General features: G+C 72.1%; 17 protein-coding genes. 15 read left to right on the top strand and 2 right to left on the bottom strand.

The features are described 5' to 3' along the window. The first annotated feature begins 37 nt into the window (after positions 1 to 37). From gmk to AB0K02_RS05695, 5 genes are all read left to right on the top strand, one after another. Positions 38 to 601, top strand: coding sequence for a guanylate kinase (gene gmk, locus AB0K02_RS05715; protein WP_365991091.1), 564 nt, complete (start codon positions 38 to 40; stop codon positions 599 to 601). 42 nt (positions 602 to 643) lie between these two features. Then, a complete protein-coding gene (gene rpoZ, locus AB0K02_RS05710; RefSeq protein ID WP_005319902.1) occupies positions 644 to 916 on the top strand; it encodes a DNA-directed RNA polymerase subunit omega in 273 nt (90 codons plus the stop codon). Between the two features lie 142 nt (positions 917 to 1,058). Continuing rightward, the gene (gene coaBC / locus AB0K02_RS05705; RefSeq protein WP_365991258.1) at positions 1,059 to 2,270 is read left to right on the top strand and encodes a bifunctional phosphopantothenoylcysteine decarboxylase/phosphopantothenate--cysteine ligase CoaBC; all 1,212 of its coding nucleotides are present in this window, start codon (positions 1,059 to 1,061) and stop codon (positions 2,268 to 2,270) included. 274 nt (positions 2,271 to 2,544) lie between these two features. Continuing rightward, positions 2,545 to 3,753, top strand: coding sequence for a methionine adenosyltransferase (gene metK / locus AB0K02_RS05700; protein WP_365991090.1), 1,209 nt, complete (start codon positions 2,545 to 2,547; stop codon positions 3,751 to 3,753). Between the two features lie 199 nt (positions 3,754 to 3,952). Then, entirely contained in the window at positions 3,953 to 6,097 is a 2,145-nt protein-coding gene (locus AB0K02_RS05695) for a primosomal protein N' (protein WP_365991089.1), read from the top strand. A gap of 249 nt (positions 6,098 to 6,346) precedes the next feature. On the opposite strand, the gene AB0K02_RS05690 is transcribed toward AB0K02_RS05695, so the two are convergent. Beyond that, positions 6,347 to 6,838, bottom strand: a complete 492-nt coding sequence (locus AB0K02_RS05690; protein ID WP_365991088.1) for a hypothetical protein — start codon at positions 6,836 to 6,838, stop codon at positions 6,347 to 6,349. A gap of 236 nt (positions 6,839 to 7,074) precedes the next feature. On the opposite strand from AB0K02_RS05690, the gene fmt reads away from it, so the two are divergent. From fmt to AB0K02_RS05660, 6 genes are all read left to right on the top strand, one after another. Next, on the top strand, positions 7,075 to 8,007 hold the full coding sequence (gene fmt, locus AB0K02_RS05685; protein WP_365991087.1) for a methionyl-tRNA formyltransferase: 933 nt from the start codon (positions 7,075 to 7,077) through the stop codon (positions 8,005 to 8,007). 564 nt (positions 8,008 to 8,571) lie between these two features. Continuing rightward, a complete protein-coding gene (locus tag AB0K02_RS05680) occupies positions 8,572 to 10,005 on the top strand; it encodes a transcription antitermination factor NusB (protein ID WP_365991086.1) in 1,434 nt (477 codons plus the stop codon). A 248-nt stretch (positions 10,006 to 10,253) separates the two neighbouring features. Then, entirely contained in the window at positions 10,254 to 10,940 is a 687-nt protein-coding gene (gene rpe / locus AB0K02_RS05675; RefSeq protein WP_307716457.1) for a ribulose-phosphate 3-epimerase, read from the top strand. Positions 10,941 to 11,046: 106 nt separating this feature from the next. Further along, the gene (locus tag AB0K02_RS05670; protein ID WP_365991085.1) at positions 11,047 to 12,087 is read left to right on the top strand and encodes a sugar-binding domain-containing protein; all 1,041 of its coding nucleotides are present in this window, start codon (positions 11,047 to 11,049) and stop codon (positions 12,085 to 12,087) included. Between the two features lie 201 nt (positions 12,088 to 12,288). Continuing rightward, a complete protein-coding gene (locus tag AB0K02_RS05665) occupies positions 12,289 to 13,731 on the top strand; it encodes a GuaB1 family IMP dehydrogenase-related protein (RefSeq protein WP_365991084.1) in 1,443 nt (480 codons plus the stop codon). A 159-nt stretch (positions 13,732 to 13,890) separates the two neighbouring features. Then, the gene (locus AB0K02_RS05660; protein WP_365991083.1) at positions 13,891 to 14,766 is read left to right on the top strand and encodes a SigB/SigF/SigG family RNA polymerase sigma factor; all 876 of its coding nucleotides are present in this window, start codon (positions 13,891 to 13,893) and stop codon (positions 14,764 to 14,766) included. A gap of 188 nt (positions 14,767 to 14,954) precedes the next feature. On the opposite strand, the gene AB0K02_RS05655 is transcribed toward AB0K02_RS05660, so the two are convergent. Then, positions 14,955 to 15,356 (bottom strand): ATP-binding protein, encoded by a 402-nt coding sequence (locus AB0K02_RS05655; protein ID WP_365991082.1) that lies wholly within the window; start codon positions 15,354 to 15,356, stop codon positions 14,955 to 14,957. Positions 15,357 to 15,673: 317 nt separating this feature from the next. On the opposite strand from AB0K02_RS05655, the gene AB0K02_RS05650 reads away from it, so the two are divergent. From AB0K02_RS05650 to AB0K02_RS05635, 4 genes are all read left to right on the top strand, one after another. Next, the gene (locus AB0K02_RS05650) at positions 15,674 to 17,152 is read left to right on the top strand and encodes an amino acid permease (protein WP_365991081.1); all 1,479 of its coding nucleotides are present in this window, start codon (positions 15,674 to 15,676) and stop codon (positions 17,150 to 17,152) included. Between the two features lie 10 nt (positions 17,153 to 17,162). Beyond that, positions 17,163 to 17,618 (top strand): Lrp/AsnC family transcriptional regulator, encoded by a 456-nt coding sequence (locus AB0K02_RS05645; protein ID WP_177153281.1) that lies wholly within the window; start codon positions 17,163 to 17,165, stop codon positions 17,616 to 17,618. A 202-nt stretch (positions 17,619 to 17,820) separates the two neighbouring features. Next, positions 17,821 to 18,618 (top strand): carbon-nitrogen hydrolase family protein, encoded by a 798-nt coding sequence (locus AB0K02_RS05640; protein ID WP_365991080.1) that lies wholly within the window; start codon positions 17,821 to 17,823, stop codon positions 18,616 to 18,618. A 60-nt stretch (positions 18,619 to 18,678) separates the two neighbouring features. Continuing rightward, a complete protein-coding gene (locus AB0K02_RS05635; RefSeq protein ID WP_365991079.1) occupies positions 18,679 to 20,403 on the top strand; it encodes an NAD(P)/FAD-dependent oxidoreductase in 1,725 nt (574 codons plus the stop codon). The last annotated feature ends 35 nt before the right edge of the window (positions 20,404 to 20,438 follow it).

Raw genomic sequence — 20,438 nt, 5'->3', positions numbered from 1 at the left:
GTTCCCGGGCACTCCCGGGAACCTGGATAATCGCTGCATGGCAGCAGAGGTACGTCCGCGGCTGACCGTGCTCTCCGGCCCCTCCGGGGTCGGCAAGAGCACGGTCGTCGCCCATATGCGCAAGGTCCACCCCGAGGTCTGGCTCTCGGTGTCGGCGACCACCCGGAAGCCGCGGCCCGGCGAGAAGCACGGTGTCCAGTACTTCTTCGTCACGGACGAGGAGTTCGACAAGCTGGTCGCCAACGGCGAGCTGCTGGAGTGGGCCGAGTTCGCGGGCAACCGCTACGGCACGCCCCGTCGCGCGGTCCTCGACCGCCTGGAGGCGGGCGAGCCGGTGCTGCTGGAGATCGATCTCCAGGGTGCTCGGCAGGTGAAGGAGTCCATGGCGGAGTCGCAGCTGGTCTTCCTGGCCCCGCCGAGCTGGGACGAGCTGGTCCGCCGGCTCACCGGCCGCGGCACCGAGTCCGCGGAGGTCATCGAGCGCCGGCTGGCGGCCGCCAAGGTCGAACTCGCCGCCGAGTCGGAGTTCGACACGACCCTGGTCAACACCTCCGTCGAGGACGTGGCGCGCGAGCTGCTAGCCTTGATGGCAGTTGTTTGATCTTTTGTCCGATCTTTCTGCACGTTCTTCGGAAGGCTTAGAGTGTCCTCTTCCATCACCGCGCCCGAGGGCATCATCAACCCGCCGATCGACGAGCTGCTCGAGGCGACTGACTCGAAGTACAGCCTCGTGATCTACGCGGCCAAGCGCGCGCGCCAGATCAACGCGTACTACTCGCAGCTCGGTGAGGGCCTGCTCGAGTACGTCGGTCCGCTGGTGGACACCCACGTCCACGAGAAGCCGCTGTCGATCGCCCTGCGTGAGATCAACGCGGGTCTGCTGACCTCCGAGGCCATCGAGGGCCCGGCGCAGTAGGCGCGACCCATCGTTCTTCACCACAGGCCCGGCGGAGCGTCCGCCGGGCCTGTGGTCTGTCCGGGGGCGCGCAAGGCCGTGCCCACGGAGTGATGCAGCATGGGGGAACCAACCGAGTGCGGGGAGGCGCGCAGTGGACGCAGTGGACGCGAGTGTCAGGCCGAGGGTCGTCCTCGGGGTCAGCGGCGGCATCGCCGCGTACAAGGCGTGCGAGCTGCTGCGCAGGCTCACCGAGTCCGGCCACGACGTCCGGGTCGTGCCGACCGCGTCGGCCCTGAACTTCGTCGGAGCCGCGACCTGGTCGGCGCTGTCGGGCCACCCCGTGTCCACCGAGGTCTGGAACGACGTCCACGAGGTCCCGCACGTCCGCATCGGCCAGCACGCCGACCTCGTCGTCGTCGCGCCCGCCACCGCCGACATGCTCGCCAAGGCCGCTCACGGCCTCGCCGACGACCTGCTCACCAACACGCTGCTCACGGCCCGCTGTCCGGTCGTCTTCGCGCCCGCGATGCACACCGAGATGTGGGAGCACCCCGCCACCCAGGAGAACGTCGCCACGCTGCGCCGCCGCGGCGCCGTCGTCATCGAGCCCGCCGTCGGCCGGCTCACCGGCGTCGACACCGGCAAGGGCCGGCTGCCCGAGCCGGGCGAGATCTTCGAGGTGTGCCGCCGGGTGCTCGCCCGCGGGGTGACCGCGCCCGACCTCGCCGGCCGCCACGTCGTCGTCAGCGCCGGCGGCACCCGCGAGCCGCTCGACCCGGTCCGCTACCTCGGCAACCGCTCCTCCGGCAAGCAGGGCTACGCCCTGGCCCGTACCGCGGCCGCCCGGGGCGCGCGCGTCACCCTCGTCGAGGCGAACACCGGCATCCCCGATCCGGCGGGCGTCGACGTCGTCCACGTCGGCACGGCGGTCCAGCTGCGCGAGGCGGTCCTCAAGGCCGCCGCCGACGCCGACGCCGTGGTCATGGCGGCGGCGGTCGCCGACTTCCGGCCCGCCGAGTACGCCACGGGCAAGATCAAGAAGAAGGACGGCGTCGAGGCTCCGACCGTCGCGCTCGTGCGCAACCCCGACATCCTCGCCGAGATCTCGGCCGACCGCGCCCGCCCCGGACAGGTGGTCGTCGGCTTCGCGGCCGAGACCGACGACGTCCTCGCCAACGGACGCGACAAGCTGCGCCGCAAGGGGTGCGACCTGCTCGTCGTCAACGAGGTGGGGGAGCGCAGGACCTTCGGGGCCGAGGAGAACGAGGCGGTCGTCCTGGCCGCCGACGGCGCCGAGACCCCCGTCCCGTACGGGCCCAAGGAGGCCCTCGCCGACACGGTCTGGGACCTCGTCGTCCCCCGGCTCGGCTGAGGGGCGTCGCGGGCCGTGTGACGAACTCTGGGCGAATTTCCGGCGACGGCCCGCGGGTGAGAAACCAGCGAAATGTGGCGAATCGCTCAGCCTGTAGGCGCTATGGTCATAGCGTCTCGGCCATGGACCACAGGTCAGGGGGCTCCCAAGCTGCGAGACGGTTGTCCGGCGATGGAAAGCGACCGATAAACTGGTTCGCGGAACGTCGCGGGGCGCAGCCCCCTGCCGGTCCGTCAATGATCAGCCAGCAGCCGCTGCAACCCCAGGGAGCGATGTGTCCCGCCGTCTCTTCACCTCGGAGTCCGTGACCGAGGGCCACCCCGACAAGATCGCCGACCAGATCAGCGACACGATTCTCGACGCCCTTCTGCGGGAGGACCCGACCTCCCGGGTCGCCGTGGAGACCCTGATCACCACCGGCCTCGTGCACGTCGCCGGTGAGGTGACCACCAAGGCGTACGCCGACATCCCCACCCTCGTGCGCAACAAGATCCTGGAGATCGGTTACGACTCCTCGAAGAAGGGTTTCGACGGCGCCTCCTGCGGAGTGTCGGTGTCCATCGGCGCGCAGTCTCCCGACATCGCGCAGGGCGTCGACACGGCGTACGAGAAGCGCGTCGAGGGCGATGAGGACGAGCTCGACAAGCAGGGCGCCGGCGACCAGGGCCTGATGTTCGGTTACGCGTGCGACGAGACGCCCGAGCTGATGCCGCTGCCGATCCACCTCGCGCACCGGCTCTCGCGCCGCCTGTCCGAGGTCCGCAAGAACGGCACCATCCCCTACCTGCGTCCGGACGGCAAGACCCAGGTCACCATCGAGTACGACGGTGACAAGGCCGTCCGCCTCGACACCGTGGTGGTCTCCTCGCAGCACGCGTCCGACATCGATCTGGACTCGCTCCTCGCGCCCGACATCCGCGAGTTCGTCGTCGAGCACGTGCTCAAGCAGCTCGTCGAGGACGGCATCAAGCTCGACACCGACGGCTACCGCCTCCTGGTGAACCCGACCGGCCGCTTCGAGATCGGCGGCCCGATGGGCGACGCGGGTCTGACCGGCCGCAAGATCATCATCGACACCTATGGCGGCATGGCCCGCCACGGCGGCGGCGCCTTCTCCGGCAAGGACCCGTCCAAGGTGGACCGCTCGGCCGCCTACGCGATGCGCTGGGTGGCGAAGAACGTCGTCGCGGCCGGCCTCGCGGCCCGTTGCGAGGTCCAGGTCGCGTACGCGATCGGCAAGGCCGAGCCCGTCGGTCTGTTCGTGGAGACGTTCGGCACCGCGACGACCGAGGTCGAGAAGATCGAGCAGGCCATCGCCGAGGTCTTCGACCTGCGCCCGGCCGCGATCATCCGCGACCTCGACCTGCTGCGTCCGATCTACGCCCAGACCGCGGCGTACGGCCACTTCGGCCGCGAGCTCCCCGACTTCACCTGGGAGCGCACGGACCGCGTCGACGCGCTGCGCGCGGCGGCGGGGCTGTGAGCCAGTAGCCCGACGGCTTCTCCGAGGGCCCCGGACCGTGTCGGTCCGGGGCCCTCGCGCGTGCGCGGGCGGCTCCGGGCAGTAGTCGGCGGGGCGGGCGGCCCGCGGGGCCGAGCTGTCCGCAGAGCCGAGGCCGGAGGGGTGCCGGCCTCGTCGACGGGCCCGAGCACTGTCAGCGGGCTCTGGTAGGAATGGGGCTGTGAGCAGCGACGACGAGCAGCCGGAGGAGTCCGCCGCGAGCGGGCCCGAGCAGCTTGCGCTCATCAGGGAGACCGTGCGCAGGGCCAAGGTGCCCAAGGCCAAGCCGCGCACCTGGCGGGGGGCGGCGCTCGCCAAGGAGCTGCCGGTCGCCCGGGTCGTCGTCAACAAGGGTGTCCTGCACCTCGACCAGTTCTTCGACTACGCCGTCCCCGAGGAGCTCGACGCGGCGGCACAGCCCGGTGTGCGGGTGCGCGTACGGTTCGGGGCGGGGGCGCACCGGGTGCGGGAGGGGCGCCGTGAGGGCGGCGGGCTCATCGACGGCTTCCTGGTCGAGCGCCTGGCCGAGACCGACTACACCGGACCCCTCGCGGCACTCGCCCACGTCGTCTCCCCCGAGCCCGTCCTCGGCCCGCGGATGCTCCGCCTCGCCCGCGCTGTCGCCGACCGGTACGCGGGCAGCCTCGCCGACGTGCTGCAGCTCGCGGTGCCGCCGAGGAACGGACGGGCGGAGGCCAAGCCGTCGCCGGAGCCCCTGCCGCCGCCCGCACCCCCCGGCGCGGGCTCCTGGGAGCGGTACGGGCGGGGGGCCGCCTTCATCGACGCCCTCGCCACGGGCGGCACCCCACGTGCCGTGTGGACCGCGCTGCCCGGCCCGCACTGGCCGGAGGAGCTGGCCCGCGCCGTGGCCGCGACGCTGGCGTCCGGGCGCGGCGCGCTCGTCGTCGTGCCCGACGGGCGGCGCGCCGCCCGCGTGGACGCCGCCCTCACGGCTCTGCTGGGCGAGGGCCGCCACGCCCTCCTGACCGCCGAATCCGGGCCCGAGAAGCGCTACCGGCAGTGGCTCGCCGTACGCCGGGGCTCCGTGCGGGCCGTGGTGGGCACCCGGGCCGCCATGTTCGCGCCCGTGCGGGATCTCGGCCTGGTCGTCGTCTGGGACGACGGCGACGCGAGCCACAGCGACGACAACGCCCCCTTCCCCCACGTCCGCGAGGTCCTGGAGCTGCGCGCGGCCCATGACGGATGCGCCTTCCTGCTGGGCAGCACCAGCTGCACGGTCGAGGCCGCCCAGCTCGTCGAGAGCGGCTGGGCCATGCCGCTCGTCGCCGACCGGGCTCGGGTCAGGGCCGCGGCGCCCCTGGTGCGCACCGTCGGCGACCAGGACCTCGCGCGGGACGAGGCCGCGCGTGCGGCCCGCCTGCCGAGCCTCGCCTGGCAGGCGGTACGGGACGGGCTGCGCAGCGGACCCGTGCTGGTCCAGGTCCCCCGTCGCGGTTATGTGCCCCGGCTCGCCTGTGAACGCTGCCGCACGCCGGCGCGCTGCCGGCACTGCTCGGGGCCGCTGGAGGCGCCGGACGAGCGCGAGCTGCGCTGCGCGTGGTGCGGGCAGGGCGAGCCCGGGTGGCACTGCGTCGCGTGCGGCTCCGTCCGGCTGCGGGCACGGATCGTGGGCGCGCGCCGTACGGCGGAGGAACTCGGCCGCGCCTTCCCCGCCGTGCCCGTGCGCACCTCCGGACGGGACCACGTCCTGGACGCCGTGCCGGGACGCCCCGCGCTTGTGGTCTCCACCCCGGGCGCCGAGCCCGTGGCCGAGGGCGGGTACGCCGCCGCGCTGCTGCTGGACGGCTGGGCCATGCTCGGGCGGCCCGATCTCCGCGCGGGCGAGGAGGCGCTGCGCCGCTGGATCGCCGCGGCCTCGCTGGTGCGTGGCCAGGAGGAGGGCGGCACGGTCGTCGTCGTCGCCGAGCCGACGCTGCGGCCGGTCCAGGCGCTCGTGCGGTGGGACCCGGTCGGCCATGCGCTGCGGGAGCTCGCCGAGCGGTCGGAGCTGGGCTTTCCGCCGGTGTCGCGGATGGCGGAGGTGGTGGGCCGTCCGGAGGCGGTCGCGTCGTTCCTGCTCGCCACCGAACTGCCCGAGGAGGCCGAGGTATTGGGGCCTGTCCCGCTCCCGGTGACCGACGCCGGGCGGGCGCGCAGGCCCGGGGAGGCCCCGGTGGGGGAGCGCTGGGAGCGGGCGCTGCTGCGGGTGCCGCCGGGCCGGGGGGCGGCGCTGGCGGCTGCTCTCAAGTCGGCGCAGGTCTCGCGGCTCGCCCGCGGCGGCACGGACCCGGTCCGGATCAGGATCGACCCGCCGGACATCGGCTGAGGGCGGGCCGACCGCGGGGCCCTGGCCGGGCGCCCGGGGCACGGGGCCGGGGCCTCGGGAGTGGGGGACCCGGACGGCTTTCCGGCGGCCGGACGTCACGCCTCTCGCGACGTCTGACGTCCGGGCTCTCCCCACGCGACCTCTCCTGCCGGAGGAGGCCGTTGCGGCTGCCGGTCGCGTCCACGGCAGTGGTCTCCGGTCCTCGGACGCGGGCGGCTGCGGGGCGGGGACGTCAGCCCCAGCCAGGCGTCAGCCGTTGCGCGGGCCGGGGAACGCGCCCGGGCGCGGGTCGGCCGGCTGCGGAGGCATCGAGCGTGCGGCCGGAACAGCCGGCATGGGCGGCAGTGTGCGGGTCGTCGCCGGCTCGGCCTCCGCGGCGCCTGGCTGGGGCGTCGCCCTGCGGGCGCCGTAACGGCGGTGCACCGCCTGCTTCGTGACTCCGAGCGCCGAGCCCACCGCGTCCCAGGAGAAGCCCAGCGAACGGTCGAAGTCCACTGCCGCGGTCACCAGCGTCTCGACGCTGTCGCGCAGCTCCTGCGCGAGACGGACGGTCGGCGCCGGGGCCCTGCCGTAGACGACGAAGCCCGTGGACGGGCCGGAGCGGCGCGGGCGGTAGACATTGCCCAGCTGGGCGGTGAGCGTGCGCAATGCGTCCACCTGCCGGCGGACCCGCTCGATGTCCCGCACCAACAGGTGCAGACTTGCCCGGGCTTGGGCGTCATGGGTTGCGTGGTCGGCCATTGACAAGCCTCTCGAACCGGCGTTGAAAGGGGTCGGGCCGCATCCGGGCGGCCCGCTTCGGTCAATCTCTCTTGACCAACGTCCCAGCCGCCGATCTGGTCACGCTTCGGGGCGTATGTGCTTATGCGCAGGGCGCACGGTCTCCCGTACGCCCCCTGCGGCCCTGCCCCATAGACTGGTGAGCTGCTCGTCGCACCAGTACGCACCCCACACGTCCGAGAGGCAGTCAGCCACCGATGAAGCTCGTCTTCGCAGGTACCCCCGAGGTCGCCGTCCCCGCCCTGGACGCCCTGCTCTCCTCCGGACGGCACGAGGTCGCCGCCGTGGTCACGAGGCCGGACGCGCCCGCCGGACGTGGCAGGCACCTGGTGGCCAGCCCGGTCGCCCAGCGCGCCGAGGAGGCCGGGATCGAGGTGCTCAAGCCGGCCAGGCCGCGCGACGAGGCGTTCCTGGAGCGGCTGCGCGAGATCGCCCCCGACTGCTGCCCGGTCGTCGCCTACGGGGCGCTGCTGCCCAAGGCGGCGCTCGACGTGCCCGCCCGCGGCTGGGTCAACCTGCACTTCTCCCTGCTGCCGGCCTGGCGCGGAGCCGCCCCGGTCCAGCACGCGATCCTCGCCGGGGACGAGATGACCGGTGCCGCCACCTTCCAGATCGAGGAGGGCCTCGACTCGGGGCCGGTGTACGGCGTGATCACCGAGCCCGTACGGCCCACCGACACCAGCGGTGACCTGCTGACGCGGCTGGCCTTCGCCGGCGCCGGGCTGCTCTCGGCGACGATGGACGGCATCGAGGACGGCACCCTGAAGCCCGTGCCGCAGCCCGCCGACGGAGTCTCCCTCGCCCCGAAGATCACCGTCGAGGACGCCCACGTGGACTTCGCCGCCCCCGCGTTGCGCGTCGACCGCGTCGTCCGCGGCTGCACGCCCGCCCCCGGCGCATGGACGCTCTTCCGCGGTGAGCGGCTCAAGCTGATCCAGGTCACGCTGCTCCCCGACCGCACGGACCTGGCCCCCGGCGAGCTGGACCCGGGCAAGAACAACGTCTACGCGGGCACCGGATCGCACGCCGTCGAGCTGCTCTGGGTCCAGCCCCAGGGCAAGAAGCCGATGCGGGCGGCGGACTGGGCGCGCGGGGTGCGCATCGCCCCGGGCGAGAGGCTCGGCGCGTAGGCCCTCTCTTGCGGCTCCTGCCGGCCGCGCGCGTGGCACACCGCCTTTCGGCTTCCTGGCGGGCCCGCGCGTGCCGGCACCGCGATTCTCTCCGTCTCCCCGGGGCCCTTCGGGCATGGGGAGGCGCCCCGGCGTCGTCGTCGGTCGCCGACGCTCCGAGGGGACTCTCCCCAGGGGGCACCTCCCAGCGGCAGCCGGGGGGCTCCGGCCGGGCGGCGGCCCCCGTCCACCGCCTTGCGATGCGTCCCACGGGCCCCGGCGGGCCCTGCGGAGATTTCAGGCCCGTACCGGCCTCGGGACACCCCCTGCGGTCCGGTGCCCGGCCAGGGCGAACTCATGCAGTGAGCTTGCGGGCCCGGGGAACCTCATGGCGTCCCCTGCGGGCCCCGGGAGACGCCGTGCACGACCCTTCCCCTACGCCCTGCGGCGAGGGGGACCGTGGGGGACTCCCACCCTCTGATCCGGCCCGATCGGGAAGACGAGGACCTGGGGTGTCCGGGCGGGAGGCGCCGCGCCGCGGCGTAGGCTGGCAGGGTTCAACCCTCTTCGAACGCGGAGCACCTTTTGAGCGAGCAGTCCCGTCGCCGTCCCCCCAAGCCGTACCGCCGGCCCAAGAAGGACCCCGTCCGGATCCTCGCCTTCGAGGCGCTGCGGGCCGTCGACGAGCGGGACGCGTACGCGAACCTGGTCCTGCCGCCCCTGCTGAAGAAGGCCCGCGAGAAGGACGACTTCGACGCGCGGGACGCGGCGCTCGCCACGGAGCTCGTCTACGGCACACTGCGCCGCCAGGGCACGTACGACGCGATCATCGCCGCCTGCATCGACCGGCCGCTGCGCGAGGTCGACCCGCCCGTGCTCGACGTGCTCGCGCTCGGCGCGCATCAGCTGCTGGGGACGCGGATCCCGACGCACGCGGCGGTGTCGGCGAGCGTGGAGCTCGCGCGGGTGGTGCTCGGCGACGGACGGGCCAAGTTCGTCAACGCCGTGCTCCGCAAGATCTCGCAGGACGACCTGGACACCTGGGTGGAGCGCGTCGCCCCGCCGTACGACGAGGACGCCGAGGACCACCTCGCGGTCGTGCACTCGCACCCGCGATGGGTGGTCTCCGCGCTGTGGGACTCGCTCGGCGGTGGTCGCGCCGGGATCGAGGACCTGCTGGAGGCGGACAACGAGCGGCCCGAGGTGACCCTGGTCGCCCGGCCCGGCCGCACGACGACCGGTGAACTGCTCGACGTGCTGGGCGAGGAGTCGGCTCTGCCGGGCCGCTGGTCCCCGTACGCCGTCCGGCTCGCGGAGGGCGGCGAGCCCGGCGCGATCGCGGCCGTGCGCGAGGGGCGGGCCGGCGTCCAGGACGAGGGCAGCCAGCTCGTGGCGATCGCCCTGGCCAACGCCCCGCTGGAAGGATCCGACGAGCGGTGGCTCGACGGCTGCGCCGGGCCCGGCGGCAAGGCCGCGCTGCTCGGTGCCCTCGCGGCCGCTCGCGGCGCGATGCTGCTGGCCTCGGAGAAGCAGCCGCACCGCGCACGGCTCGTGGACCGCGCCCTGACCGGCAACCCCGGCCCGTACCAGGTGATCGCGGCGGACGGCACCCGCCCGCCGTGGCGCCCCGGGTCCTTCGACCGGGTGCTCGTCGACGTGCCGTGCTCGGGTCTCGGCGCGCTGCGCCGCCGGCCCGAGGCCCGCTGGCGCCGCCGCCCGGAGGACCTGGAGGGCTTCGCGCCGCTCCAACGGGGCCTGCTGCGCGAGGCGTTGAGGGCCGTGCGGGTCGGCGGCGTGGTCGGGTACGCCACCTGCTCGCCGCATCTCGCCGAGACGCGGGTCGTCGTGGACGACGTGCTGCGCGGGCGCGGCGGACCCGCGCCCGAGGCGGAGCTGGTGGACGCGCGGCCGCTGATGCCCGGCGTCCCGGCGCTCGGCGACGGCCCCGACGTCCAGCTGTGGCCGCATGTGCACGGGACCGACGCGATGTACCTGGCGCTGCTGCGCCGCACCGCGTAGCCGCCCGGCGGCCCGGTCCGTCAGCCGGGCCGGGCCGCGGCGGTGGGTCCGCCGCTATTTCCCGTGAGGTGGGGCCACCACTTCGGGTGCGATGCGCCGCTCGGCGTCCGGCAAGGGTGCTCCGGAGGACGAGCGGCCGGTCGAATGGCCGGTATTGCGGTGGGCTGTGCGCATCCTGCCCGAGTCCGGTCCGTACCGAGTACCGTCCCGGGGAGGGGAAGCGCCTCAGAACATGGCAGGCTTGGCACATGGCCGTTCAGATCAATCCCAGTATCCTCTCCGCCGACTTCTCGCGACTGGCGGAGGAGGCGGAGGCCGTCGCCGGCGCCGACTGGCTCCACGTCGACGTCATGGACAACCACTTCGTGCCCAATCTGACGCTGGGCGTGCCGGTCGTGGAGTCGCTCGCCAAGGCCACGGACACCCCGCTGGACTGCCACCTGATGATCGAGGACCCCGACCGCTGGGCTCCGCAGTACGTCGAGGCCGGTGCCGGCTCGGTCACCTTCCACGTCGAGGCCGCCGCGGCTCCCGTGCGTCTCGCCCGTGAGATCCGCGCCAAGGGTGCGCGCGCCTCCATGGCGCTCAAGCCGGCGACGCCGATCGAGCCGTACGAGGACCTGCTGCCCGAGCTCGACATGCTGCTGATCATGACCGTGGAGCCGGGCTTCGGAGGGCAGGCGTTCCTGGACATCATGCTGCCGAAGATCCGTCGCACCCGGGAGCTGATCGCCAAGCACGGTCTCGAGCTGTGGCTGCAGGTCGACGGCGGGGTGTCGGCGTCGACGATCGAACGGTGCGCGGAGGCGGGCGCCGACGTCTTCGTGGCGGGCTCCGCGGTCTACAACGCGGACGACCCGGCCGCGGCGGTGCGGATGCTCCGCGACCAGGCCTCGGCGGCCACCGCCTCCGCGGCCTGGGCGTGCGGCCACTGAGGAAGCGCTCCGATGGCCGCGCTTGTTCAACCGATGTTGGCCCATCAGGGCTGATCAAGGACCGGTGGATCTGACAGGATGGCCGGACCCGGGAGTGTGTGTACGTGTGTACAGCAGTGAGGAGATCGCGGTGACTGCTAGGCCGGCGGGACGGTCCGCCCTGCGGATGGGACCCGCTGAGCTGGTGCAGGCGGCGGCCATGGCACGTCGCTTCTATCTCGAGGGCAAGTCGAAGATCCAGATCGCGGAGGAGTTCGGCGTCAGCCGCTTCAAGGTCGCGCGGGTCCTCGAGACCGCCCTCGAACGTGATCTGGTACGGATCGAGATCCGCGTGCCCGCCGAGCTCGACGCCGAGCGTTCGGACGCGTTGCGCGCCCACTACGGACTGCGGCACGCGGTCGTCGTCGAGTCCCCGGCGGAGGCGGACGAGTCGCCCGACCCGGAGAACCTGGGCGAGGTGGCCGCGGACCTGCTCGGCGAGCTGGTGAACGAGGGCGACGTCCTGGGTCTGGCCTGGGGCCGTTCGACGATCCACATGGCGGCGGCGCTGGACCGGCTGCCGCCGTGCACGGTCGTGCAGCTGACGGGCGTCTACGACGCGGGGACCGCCGAGCGCGGCTCCGTCGAGGCGGTACGGCGGGCGGCCCAGGTCTCCGGTGGCGAGGCCCACCCCATCTACGCGCCGATGCTGCTGCCGGACCCGGCGACCGCGGCGGCGCTGCGCCACCAGACGGGGATCGCACGCGCCTTCGACTACTTCGACAAGGTGACCGTCGCCTGCGTCTCCATCGGCTCCTGGGAGCCGGGCATCTCGACGGTCCACGACATGCTCTCCGACGAGGAGCGCGCGCACTACGCCTCGCTCGGCGTGGCCGCGGAGATGTCGGCGCACCTCTTCGACACGCAGGGCCGCCGCGTCGGGCGCGACCTGGGGGAGCGGTGCATCACGGTCGAGGCCGACCGGCTCCGGCGCATCCCCGAGGTCGTGGCGATCGCGGGCGGCCAGCGCAAGGCGGAGGCCATCGCGGCGGTGCTGCGCTCCGGTCTCGTGACCAGCCTGGTCACGGACACCGCGGCCGCCGACCTGCTGCTGACGTCGGAACCGGGCCAGCGGCCCGCCCTGGAGCGCGCGGACCCGGACGACTGACGGGGCGGCGGGCCGCGCCTCGTATCGCGGTCCGCCGGCCCCCGTGAGACCGGTCGTTTGGAGGATCCGCTCGACGCGCGGCGCCGTGACTGGAGCTTTCGCCGGGGCATGACAACGGGTCCGGCATGGGAGAATGAAGTACGTGCGTTTTCCCCGGCTGCCATGCCCGGGGATCCTCCGATCGACTGGGATGTTCAGCACGTGCGTTTCCTCAATGACCAGAAGCCGCCGTACGACCTGACGTACGACGATGTGTTCATGGTGCCGAGCCGTTCGGCGGTGGGTTCCCGCCAGGGCGTGGACCTGTCCTCCCCCGACGGCACCGGCACGACCGTCCCGCTGGTCGTCGCCAACATGACGGCCATCGCCGGCCGCCGGATGGCCGAGACGGTCGCCCGCCGCGGCGGACTCGTCGTGATCCCCCAGGACATCCCGATCGACGTCGTCACCGACGTCATCTCCTGGGTCAAGACGCGCCACCACGTGCTCGACACCCCCATCGTCCTCGCGCCGCACCAGACCGTCGCCGACGCCCTGTCGCTGCTGCACAAGCGCGCCCACGGCGCCGGTGTCGTCGTCGACGACGAGCACCGCCCCATCGGCATCGTCACCGAGCACGACCTGGCCGGCGTGGACCGCTTCACCCAGCTGTCCGAGGTCATGTCCAAGGACCTCCTGCTCCTGGACGCGGACATCGACCCGCGCGAGGCGTTCAACCGGCTCGACGGCGCCAACCGCCGCTACGCCCCCGCGGTGGACGGCGACGGCAGGCTGGCCGGTGTCCTCACCCGCAAGGGCGCGCTGCGCGCCACGCTCTACACCCCGGCCGTCGACGCGCGGGGCAGGCTGCGCATCGCCGCCGCCGTGGGCATCAACGGCGATGTGGCCGGCAAGGCCAAGCAGCTGCTCGACGCCGGTGTCGACACGCTGGTCGTGGACACCGCGCACGGCCACCAGGAGTCGATGATCAGCGCGGTCAGGTCCGTGCGGGGCCTCGACCCCCAGGTGCCGGTCGTCGCGGGCAACATCGTGGCCGCCGAGGGCGTGCGCGACCTGGTCGAGGCCGGCGCGGACATCGTCAAGGTCGGTGTCGGACCGGGCGCCATGTGCACCACCCGCATGATGACCGGCGTGGGCCGCCCGCAGTTCTCGGCCGTCCTCGAATGCGCCGCCGAGGCGAAGAAGTACGGCAAGCACGTGTGGGCCGACGGCGGTGTCCGTCACCCGCGCGACGTCGCCATGGCGCTGGCCGCCGGCGCGTCGAACGTGATGATCGGCTCCTGGTTCGCCGGGACGTACGAGTCCCCGGGCGACCTCCAGCAGACCGCCGACGGGCGCCTGTACAAGGAGTCCTTCGGCATGGCGTCCAAGCGTGCCGTGCGCAACCGCACCAGCGAGGAGTCCGCGTACGACCGGGCCCGCAAGGCGCTGTTCGAGGAGGGCATCTCCCACTCGCGCATGTTCCTCGACCCGGCCCGCCCGGGCGTCGAGGACCTGATCGACTCGATCATCGCGGGAGTGCGCTCCTCCTGCACGTACGCCGGTGCCGGCTCCCTCGAGGAGTTCGCCGAGAAGGCGATCGTGGGCGTCCAGAGCGCCGCCGGTTACGCGGAGGGCAAGCCGCTGCACGCCAGCTGGAGTTGATGCGTTCTGTGACCGACTCGTCCGGCTTCCGCACCAGTTGCGGGGGCCGGACGTCGCGTTTCCGCGCGGCGTTCTCCGCTTTCCCGAAATTCCAAGCATGCGCGGGGACATCCGGGGTAGGCGCGCCTTCGCACTGACATCGGAGCAGGGGAGGATGAAGTGTCCACGGCGAGCACGGTCCCGACCGAACTCACGCAGCCTGGAGTTCAGCGCCCGGATATGGCGGAGCTGAATCTTCCGGATGTGCGGAATCCGGGGGAGGTTGCACCCAAGGACGCCCGCGAGATCTCCAAGGTCTTCTTCGAGCGGCTCGCCTCACTCGAGGAAGGCACCCATGAGTACCAGTACGTCCGCAACACCCTGATCGAGCTCAACCTGGCTCTGGTCAAGTACGCGGCCGGCCGCTTCCGCAACCGCGCCGAGCAGATGGAGGACATCGTCCAGGTCGGCACCATCGGCCTGATCAAGGCGATCGACCGCTTCGAGCTCAGCCGCGAGGTCGAGTTCGCGACGTTCGCCGTCCCGTACATCGTCGGTGAGATCAAGCGGTTCTTCCGCGACACCAGCTGGGCCGTCCATGTGCCGCGCCGGCTCCAGGAGTTGCGGATCGACCTGGCGAAGGCCGTCGACGAGCTCTCCCAGAAGCTGGACCACACGCCGACCACCGCCGAACTCGCCGAGCACCTGGGGCTGGAGGAGGAGGAGGTCATCGAGGGCGTCGTCGCCAGCAACGGCTACACGGCCGGATCCATCGACATGCCCATGGACGACGCCTCCGACCACGCCGCGGTACCGCTGTCCGACCGCCTCGGCGCACCCGACGCCGACCTGGAGACGGCGGAGAACGTGCAGGCCCTCAAGCCGCTGATCGAGGAGCTCGACGACCGCGACCGGCGGATCCTGCGCATGCGTTTCGGCGAGGAGATGACCCAGTCGGAGATCGGTGAGGAGCTCGGCGTGTCCCAGATGCACGTGTCGCGGCTGCTGTCCCGGATCACCGGGCGGCTGCGTGAGGGGCTGCTCGTGGTGGAGTGACACCACCCGAGGGAAGCGGGCGGCGGCACAGACCGCCGCCCGTCCCGAAGCCACATTCCCCCCACGGCAGAAACGGCGTCCTGGCAGACCAGGACGCCGTTTCTGTACCTCAGGGACGTGAGACACGCCGTTTTCCGTACGTGAGTGACGTGAGAGAAGCGGTTTCCTGCGTGGGTGGCGGGAGAGCGTCAGCAGGGCGCCGCGGCCGGACGCATCCAGGTCGCCTGGACCGTTTTCCCGCACGACTGCGGGCAGACCTCGACACGGCCCGCGAGCCGCTGCACCAGGTGCCAGCCGAATCCGCCCTCGCCCGAGAAGGAGGGCGGGCGCGCGACGGGCGGCAGCGGGCTGGAGTCCTCGATCCCCACCACGAGCGTGTCCGCCCCTGCCGTCAGGTGCAGGCGCCACCAGCCGGCCGTGTGCCGGACCGCGTTGGAGATCAGCTCCGAGACGACGAGCAGCACGGCGTCCGGATCCGCCCAGGGACAGTGGCGCAGCAGGAACTCCGCAGTGGCCGTTCGGGCCCCCGCGGTGTCCATGCTCTCCGGATGCGGTGATTCCTCGATCACCACATGGCGCTGTGCGTTCATCAATCGCTCGCCTACCCGGTCCGCGCGCGTCTATGAGGGTGTCTCGCCGCACACCCCCTGCGACGCCCTCCGTGATCTTCTCGTTCACCCGGGTGCAATGTTTCCCCGTGTGCCGCGTCAGCGCGCAATGATCGGCCGCCGATGCGCAACAACGGTGCATTACGGGCGTGAGCTGCGGACTCGTAGGCTCGGGCCCCGTACCAGGAGTGGCGGTGACCGTCTGCTCGGCGGTCCCTTTCCCCCTGCGTGGTTCCACGCCTGCGGGCCGCCGGAGGTCCCCCCGCGCCCATCCCCGCAGCGATGAAGGAGCCCTCGACGTGCTTGACCACGGAGCAGCGCCGCCCGCGACCGAGTCACCGTCCTCCCCGAATCCCACCCGCGGCCCCGGTCTCGGCGCGCGGCTGATGCGCCGCAAGCCCGTCGAGCGGCTGGTCGCCGAGGGCGGTCAGGGTGAGGGCGGAGCGCTCCGCCGCTCGCTGACCATGTGGCAGCTGACGATGATCAGCATCGGCGCGACGCTCGGCACGGGCATCTTCGTGGTGCTGGGTGACAGCGTCCCCAAGGCCGGCCCCGCCGTCACTCTGGCGTTCGTCCTCGCCGGACTCACCGCGCTCTTCTCCGCCCTCTCGTACGCGGAGCTGGCCGGCACCATACCGGTCGCCGGCTCCTCCTACTCGTACGCGTACGCGACGATGGGCGAACTCGTCGCCTGGGTCTGCGGCTGGTGTCTGGTCCTCGAATACGGCGTGTCGGTCGCCGCCGTGGCCGTCGGCTGGGGCGAGTACCTCAACGAGCTGCTGAACGGCACGATCGGCGTCACCATCCCGGGCGTGCTCTCCTCGGCGCCCGGCGAGGGCGGCATCATCAACCTGCCCGGCCTGATCGTCGTCCTGCTCGCCATGGTCTTCCTGCTGGGCGGCGCCAAGGAGTCCGCCCGGGCCAACACCATCATGGTCGTCGTGAAGATCGGCGCGCTGGTCCTGTTCTGCGCCATCGGCTTCATGGGCTTCAAGTCCGGCAACTACGCCGACTTCATGCCGCTCGGCATGGCGGGCGTCAGCGCCGCCGGGGCCAGCCTGTTCTTCTCGTACATCGGCTTCGACGCCGCCTCCACCGCCGGTGAGGAGGCGAAGAACCCGCAGCGCGACCTGCCCCGCGCGATCATGCTGTCGCTGATCATCGTCACCGCGCTGTACGTCCTGGTCGCCGCCGTCGCCGTCGGTGCCTGGCACTGGAAGGACTTCGAGGGCTCCGAGGCCTCCCTGACCGCGATCATGAACGACGTCAGCGGCCAGACCTTCTGGGGCACGCTGCTCGCGGCCGGCGCCGTCATCTCCATCGCCAGCGTCGTCCTGACCGTGCTCTACGGCCAGACCCGCGTGCTGTTCGCCATGTCCCGTGACGGCCTGGTGCCCAGGGTGTTCGGCAAGGTCAGCGGCAAGACCGGCACCCCCCGCGTCAACACCGTCATCGTGTCGCTCTTCTGCGGCGCCCTCGCCTCCGTCATTCCGCTGGGCAAGCTCGTCGATGCCACCAGCATCGGCACCCTCTTCGCCTTCGCGCTGGTCAACGTCGCGGTGATCGTGCTGCGCCGCACCCGGCCCGACATGCCGCGGACCTTCACGGTGCCGCTCGGCTGGCTGTTCCCGGTGCTCGGCTTCGGCTTCTGCGTCTACAACATGTTCAGCCTCGACTCCGTCACCTGGGTCGTCTTCGGTGCCTGGATGGCCGCGGGCCTCGTGTTCTACTTCCTGTACGGCCTTCGCCGCTCCCGACTCGCCACAGCAGAGAAGTGACCCGCCCGCAGTGCGACTGAACGATCTCGACGAACGCATCGTCCACGCCCTCGCCGAGGACGCCCGCCGCTCCTACGCCGACATCGGAGCGATGGTCGGCCTCTCCGCCCCCGCCGTGAAGCGCAGGGTGGACCGGCTGCGGGCGGAAGGTGCCATCACCGGATTCACCGTACGGGTGGACCCGGCGGCGCTCGGCTGGGAGACCGAGGGCTTCATCGAGATCTACTGCAGTCGCAACACCTCGCCCGAGGCCATCGAGCGCGGGCTCAAGCGCTACCCGGAGATCGCGTCCGCCTCCACCGTCACCGGTGACGCGGACGCGATCGTCCAGGTCTTCGCCGCCGACATGCGCCACTTCGAGCGGGTACTGGAACGGATCGCGGGCGAGCCCTTCGTGGAGCGCACCAAGTCGGTGCTGGTGCTCTCACCGCTGCTGCGGCGCTTCTCGTCGGGCGCGCCCGCGTAGCCGCCCGCGAAAGAGCGTGGCGATGAATCGCCGCGCGGGGGGCGACGCGCAACGAATCGCCGCAGCAGGCACGGGTCACGCAACGGATCGTCCATCGGTCCGCAATGGTTGCGTCTTGTCCCGGCCGAGCGCGAAAACGTACCGTTTTTGACGTCCCACCGACACCTCCCCCTCCGCCCCCCTTCACGACAGAGGTCTGCCGATGCCGTCGCTGCGCACCGCCCTGCTCCAGAGCTCCGGACGGCCCGGTGACGTCGCCGAGAACCTGAAGGTGCTCGACGAGGCCGCGGGCCGCGCCGCGGCCGCCGGCGCGCGCCTGCTGGTGTGTCCCGAGATGTTCCTCACCGGGTACGCGATCGGCGACGACGTGCCGAAGCTGGCGGAGCCCGCCGACGGCCCCGGCGCCCGCGCGGTCGCCGAGATCGCGGTGCGCCACGGCGTCGCCGTCCACTACGGCTACCCGGAGCGCGCCGGCGACCTGATCCACAACTCGGCTCAGCTGATCGGCCCGGACGGCGAGAGCCTCGCGAACTACCGCAAGACGCACCTCTTCGGCTGCTTCGAGCAGCAGTGGTTCACCCCCGGTGACACCGCCGTCGTGCAGGCGGAGCTCGACGGCATCCGCATCGGGCTGCTGATCTGCTACGACGTGGAGTTCCCCGAGAACGTGCGGGCCCATGCGCTGGCCGGCACCGACCTGCTCCTCGTGCCCACCGCGCAGATGCACCCCTTCCAGTTCGTCGCCGAATCGCTGGTGCCGGTGCGGGCGTTCGAGAGCCAGATGTACATCGCGTACGTCAACAGGACCGGCCCCGAGGGCGAGTTCGAGTTCGTCGGACTCAGCTCGCTCGCGAGCCCCGACGGCGCCGTCCGCACCCGCGCAGGGCGAGGCGAGGAACTCGTCGTCGGCGACGTCGACCCGGCGCTCCTCGCCGCCTCGCGCGAGAACAACCCCTACCTGCGCGACCGCCGGCCCGGCCTCTACCGCTCCCTGGTCTGACCGCCGCCCCCCTCCCCGCTTCCCCACGCCTCACCGTTCCGTGCAAGGAGTCCGTACCCCATGACGTCCACGGTGCCCACCACCGCCGTCCAGCACAGCGACGTTCCCCCGGCGTCCGGCCAGGGGCGCCCCCTGCCGCCGATCACCATGTTCGGTCCGGACTTCCCCTATGCCTACGACGACTTCCTCGCGCACCCGGCGGGACTCGGCCAGATACCCGCGACCGAGCACGGCACCGAGGTCGCCGTCGTCGGCGGCGGTCTGTCCGGCATCGTCGCCGCGTACGAGCTGATGAAGATGGGCCTCAAGCCGGTCGTGTACGAGGCGGACCGCATCGGCGGCCGCCTGCGCACCGTGGGCTTCGAGGGCACCGGCACGGACGAGCTGAGCGCCGAGATGGGCGCGATGCGCTTCCCGCCTTCCTCGACGGCCCTGCAGCACTACATCGACCTGGTGGGCCTGACCACCAAGCCGTTCCCCAACCCGCTCGCGCCCTGCACCCCCTCCACCGTGGTGGACCTCAAGGGCGAGTCGCACTACGCCGAGACCATCGACGACCTGCCGCAGGTCTACCGCGACGTGATGGACGCCTGGAACGCCTGTCTGGAGGAGGGCGCCGACTTCTCCGACATGAACCGCGCCATGCGCGAGCGCGACGTCCCGCGCATCCGCGAGATCTGGGCGAAGCTCGTCGAGAAGCTCGACAACCAGACCTTCTACGGCTTCCTGTGCGAGTCGGAGGCCTTCAAGTCCTTCCGCCACCGCGAGATCTTCGGCCAGGTCGGCTTCGGCACCGGCGGCTGGGACACCGACTTCCCGAACTCCATCCTGGAGATCCTGCGCGTCGTCTACTCCGAGGCCGACGACCACCACCGCGGCATCGTCGAGGGCAGCCAGCAGCTCCCGCTGCGCCTGTGGGACCGCGAGCCCGAGAAGATCGTCCACTGGCCGCTCGGCACCTCGCTGTCGTCGCTGCACGACGGCGAGCCGCGGCCCGCCGTCACCCGGCTGAACCGCACCGCGGGCAACCGGATCACGGTCACGGACGCGTCCGGTGACATCCGCACGTACCGGGCCGCCGTCTTCACCGCGCAGTCCTGGATGCTGCTCTCCAAGATCGCCTGCGACGACTCGCTCTTCCCGATCGACCACTGGACGGCGATGGAGCGGACCCACTACATGGAGTCCTCCAAGCTGTTCGTGCCCGTGGACCGGCCGTTCTGGCTGGACAAGGACGAGGTCACCGGTCGCGACACGATGTCGATGACGCTGACCGACCGCATGACCCGCGGCACGTACCTCCTCGACGACGGTCCCGACAAGCCCGCCGTGATCTGCCTGTCGTACACCTGGTGCGACGACAGCCTGAAGTGGCTGCCGCTGTCCGCGAACGAGCGGATGGAGGTCATGCTCAAGTCGCTCGGGGAGATCTACCCGAACGTCGACATCCGCAGCCACATCATCGGCAACCCGGTGACCGTGTCGTGGGAGAACGAGCCCTACTTCATGGGCGCCTTCAAGGCGAACCTGCCCGGCCACTACCGCTACCAGCGCCGCCTGTTCACCCACTTCATGCAGGACGCGCTGCCCGAGGACAAGCGCGGCATCTTCCTCGCCGGCGACGACATCTCGTGGACGGCCGGCTGGGCCGAGGGCGCCGTGCAGACCGCGCTGAACGCCGTCTGGGGCGTGATGAACCACCTCGGCGGGTCCACCGACCCGTCCAACCCCGGTCCCGGCGACCTCTACGACGAGATCGCGCCCGTCGAACTGCCGGAGGACTGAACCGCCGCCCCGGCTCCCGGCCGACTGCCCGTGGA

This window comes from Streptomyces sp. NPDC049597, assembly GCF_040675505.1.
Lineage (GTDB): Bacteria > Actinomycetota > Actinomycetes > Streptomycetales > Streptomycetaceae > Streptomyces.
Note: the sequence above shows the minus strand (reverse complement) of the source record. Positions and strands in the feature narration are given on the sequence as shown.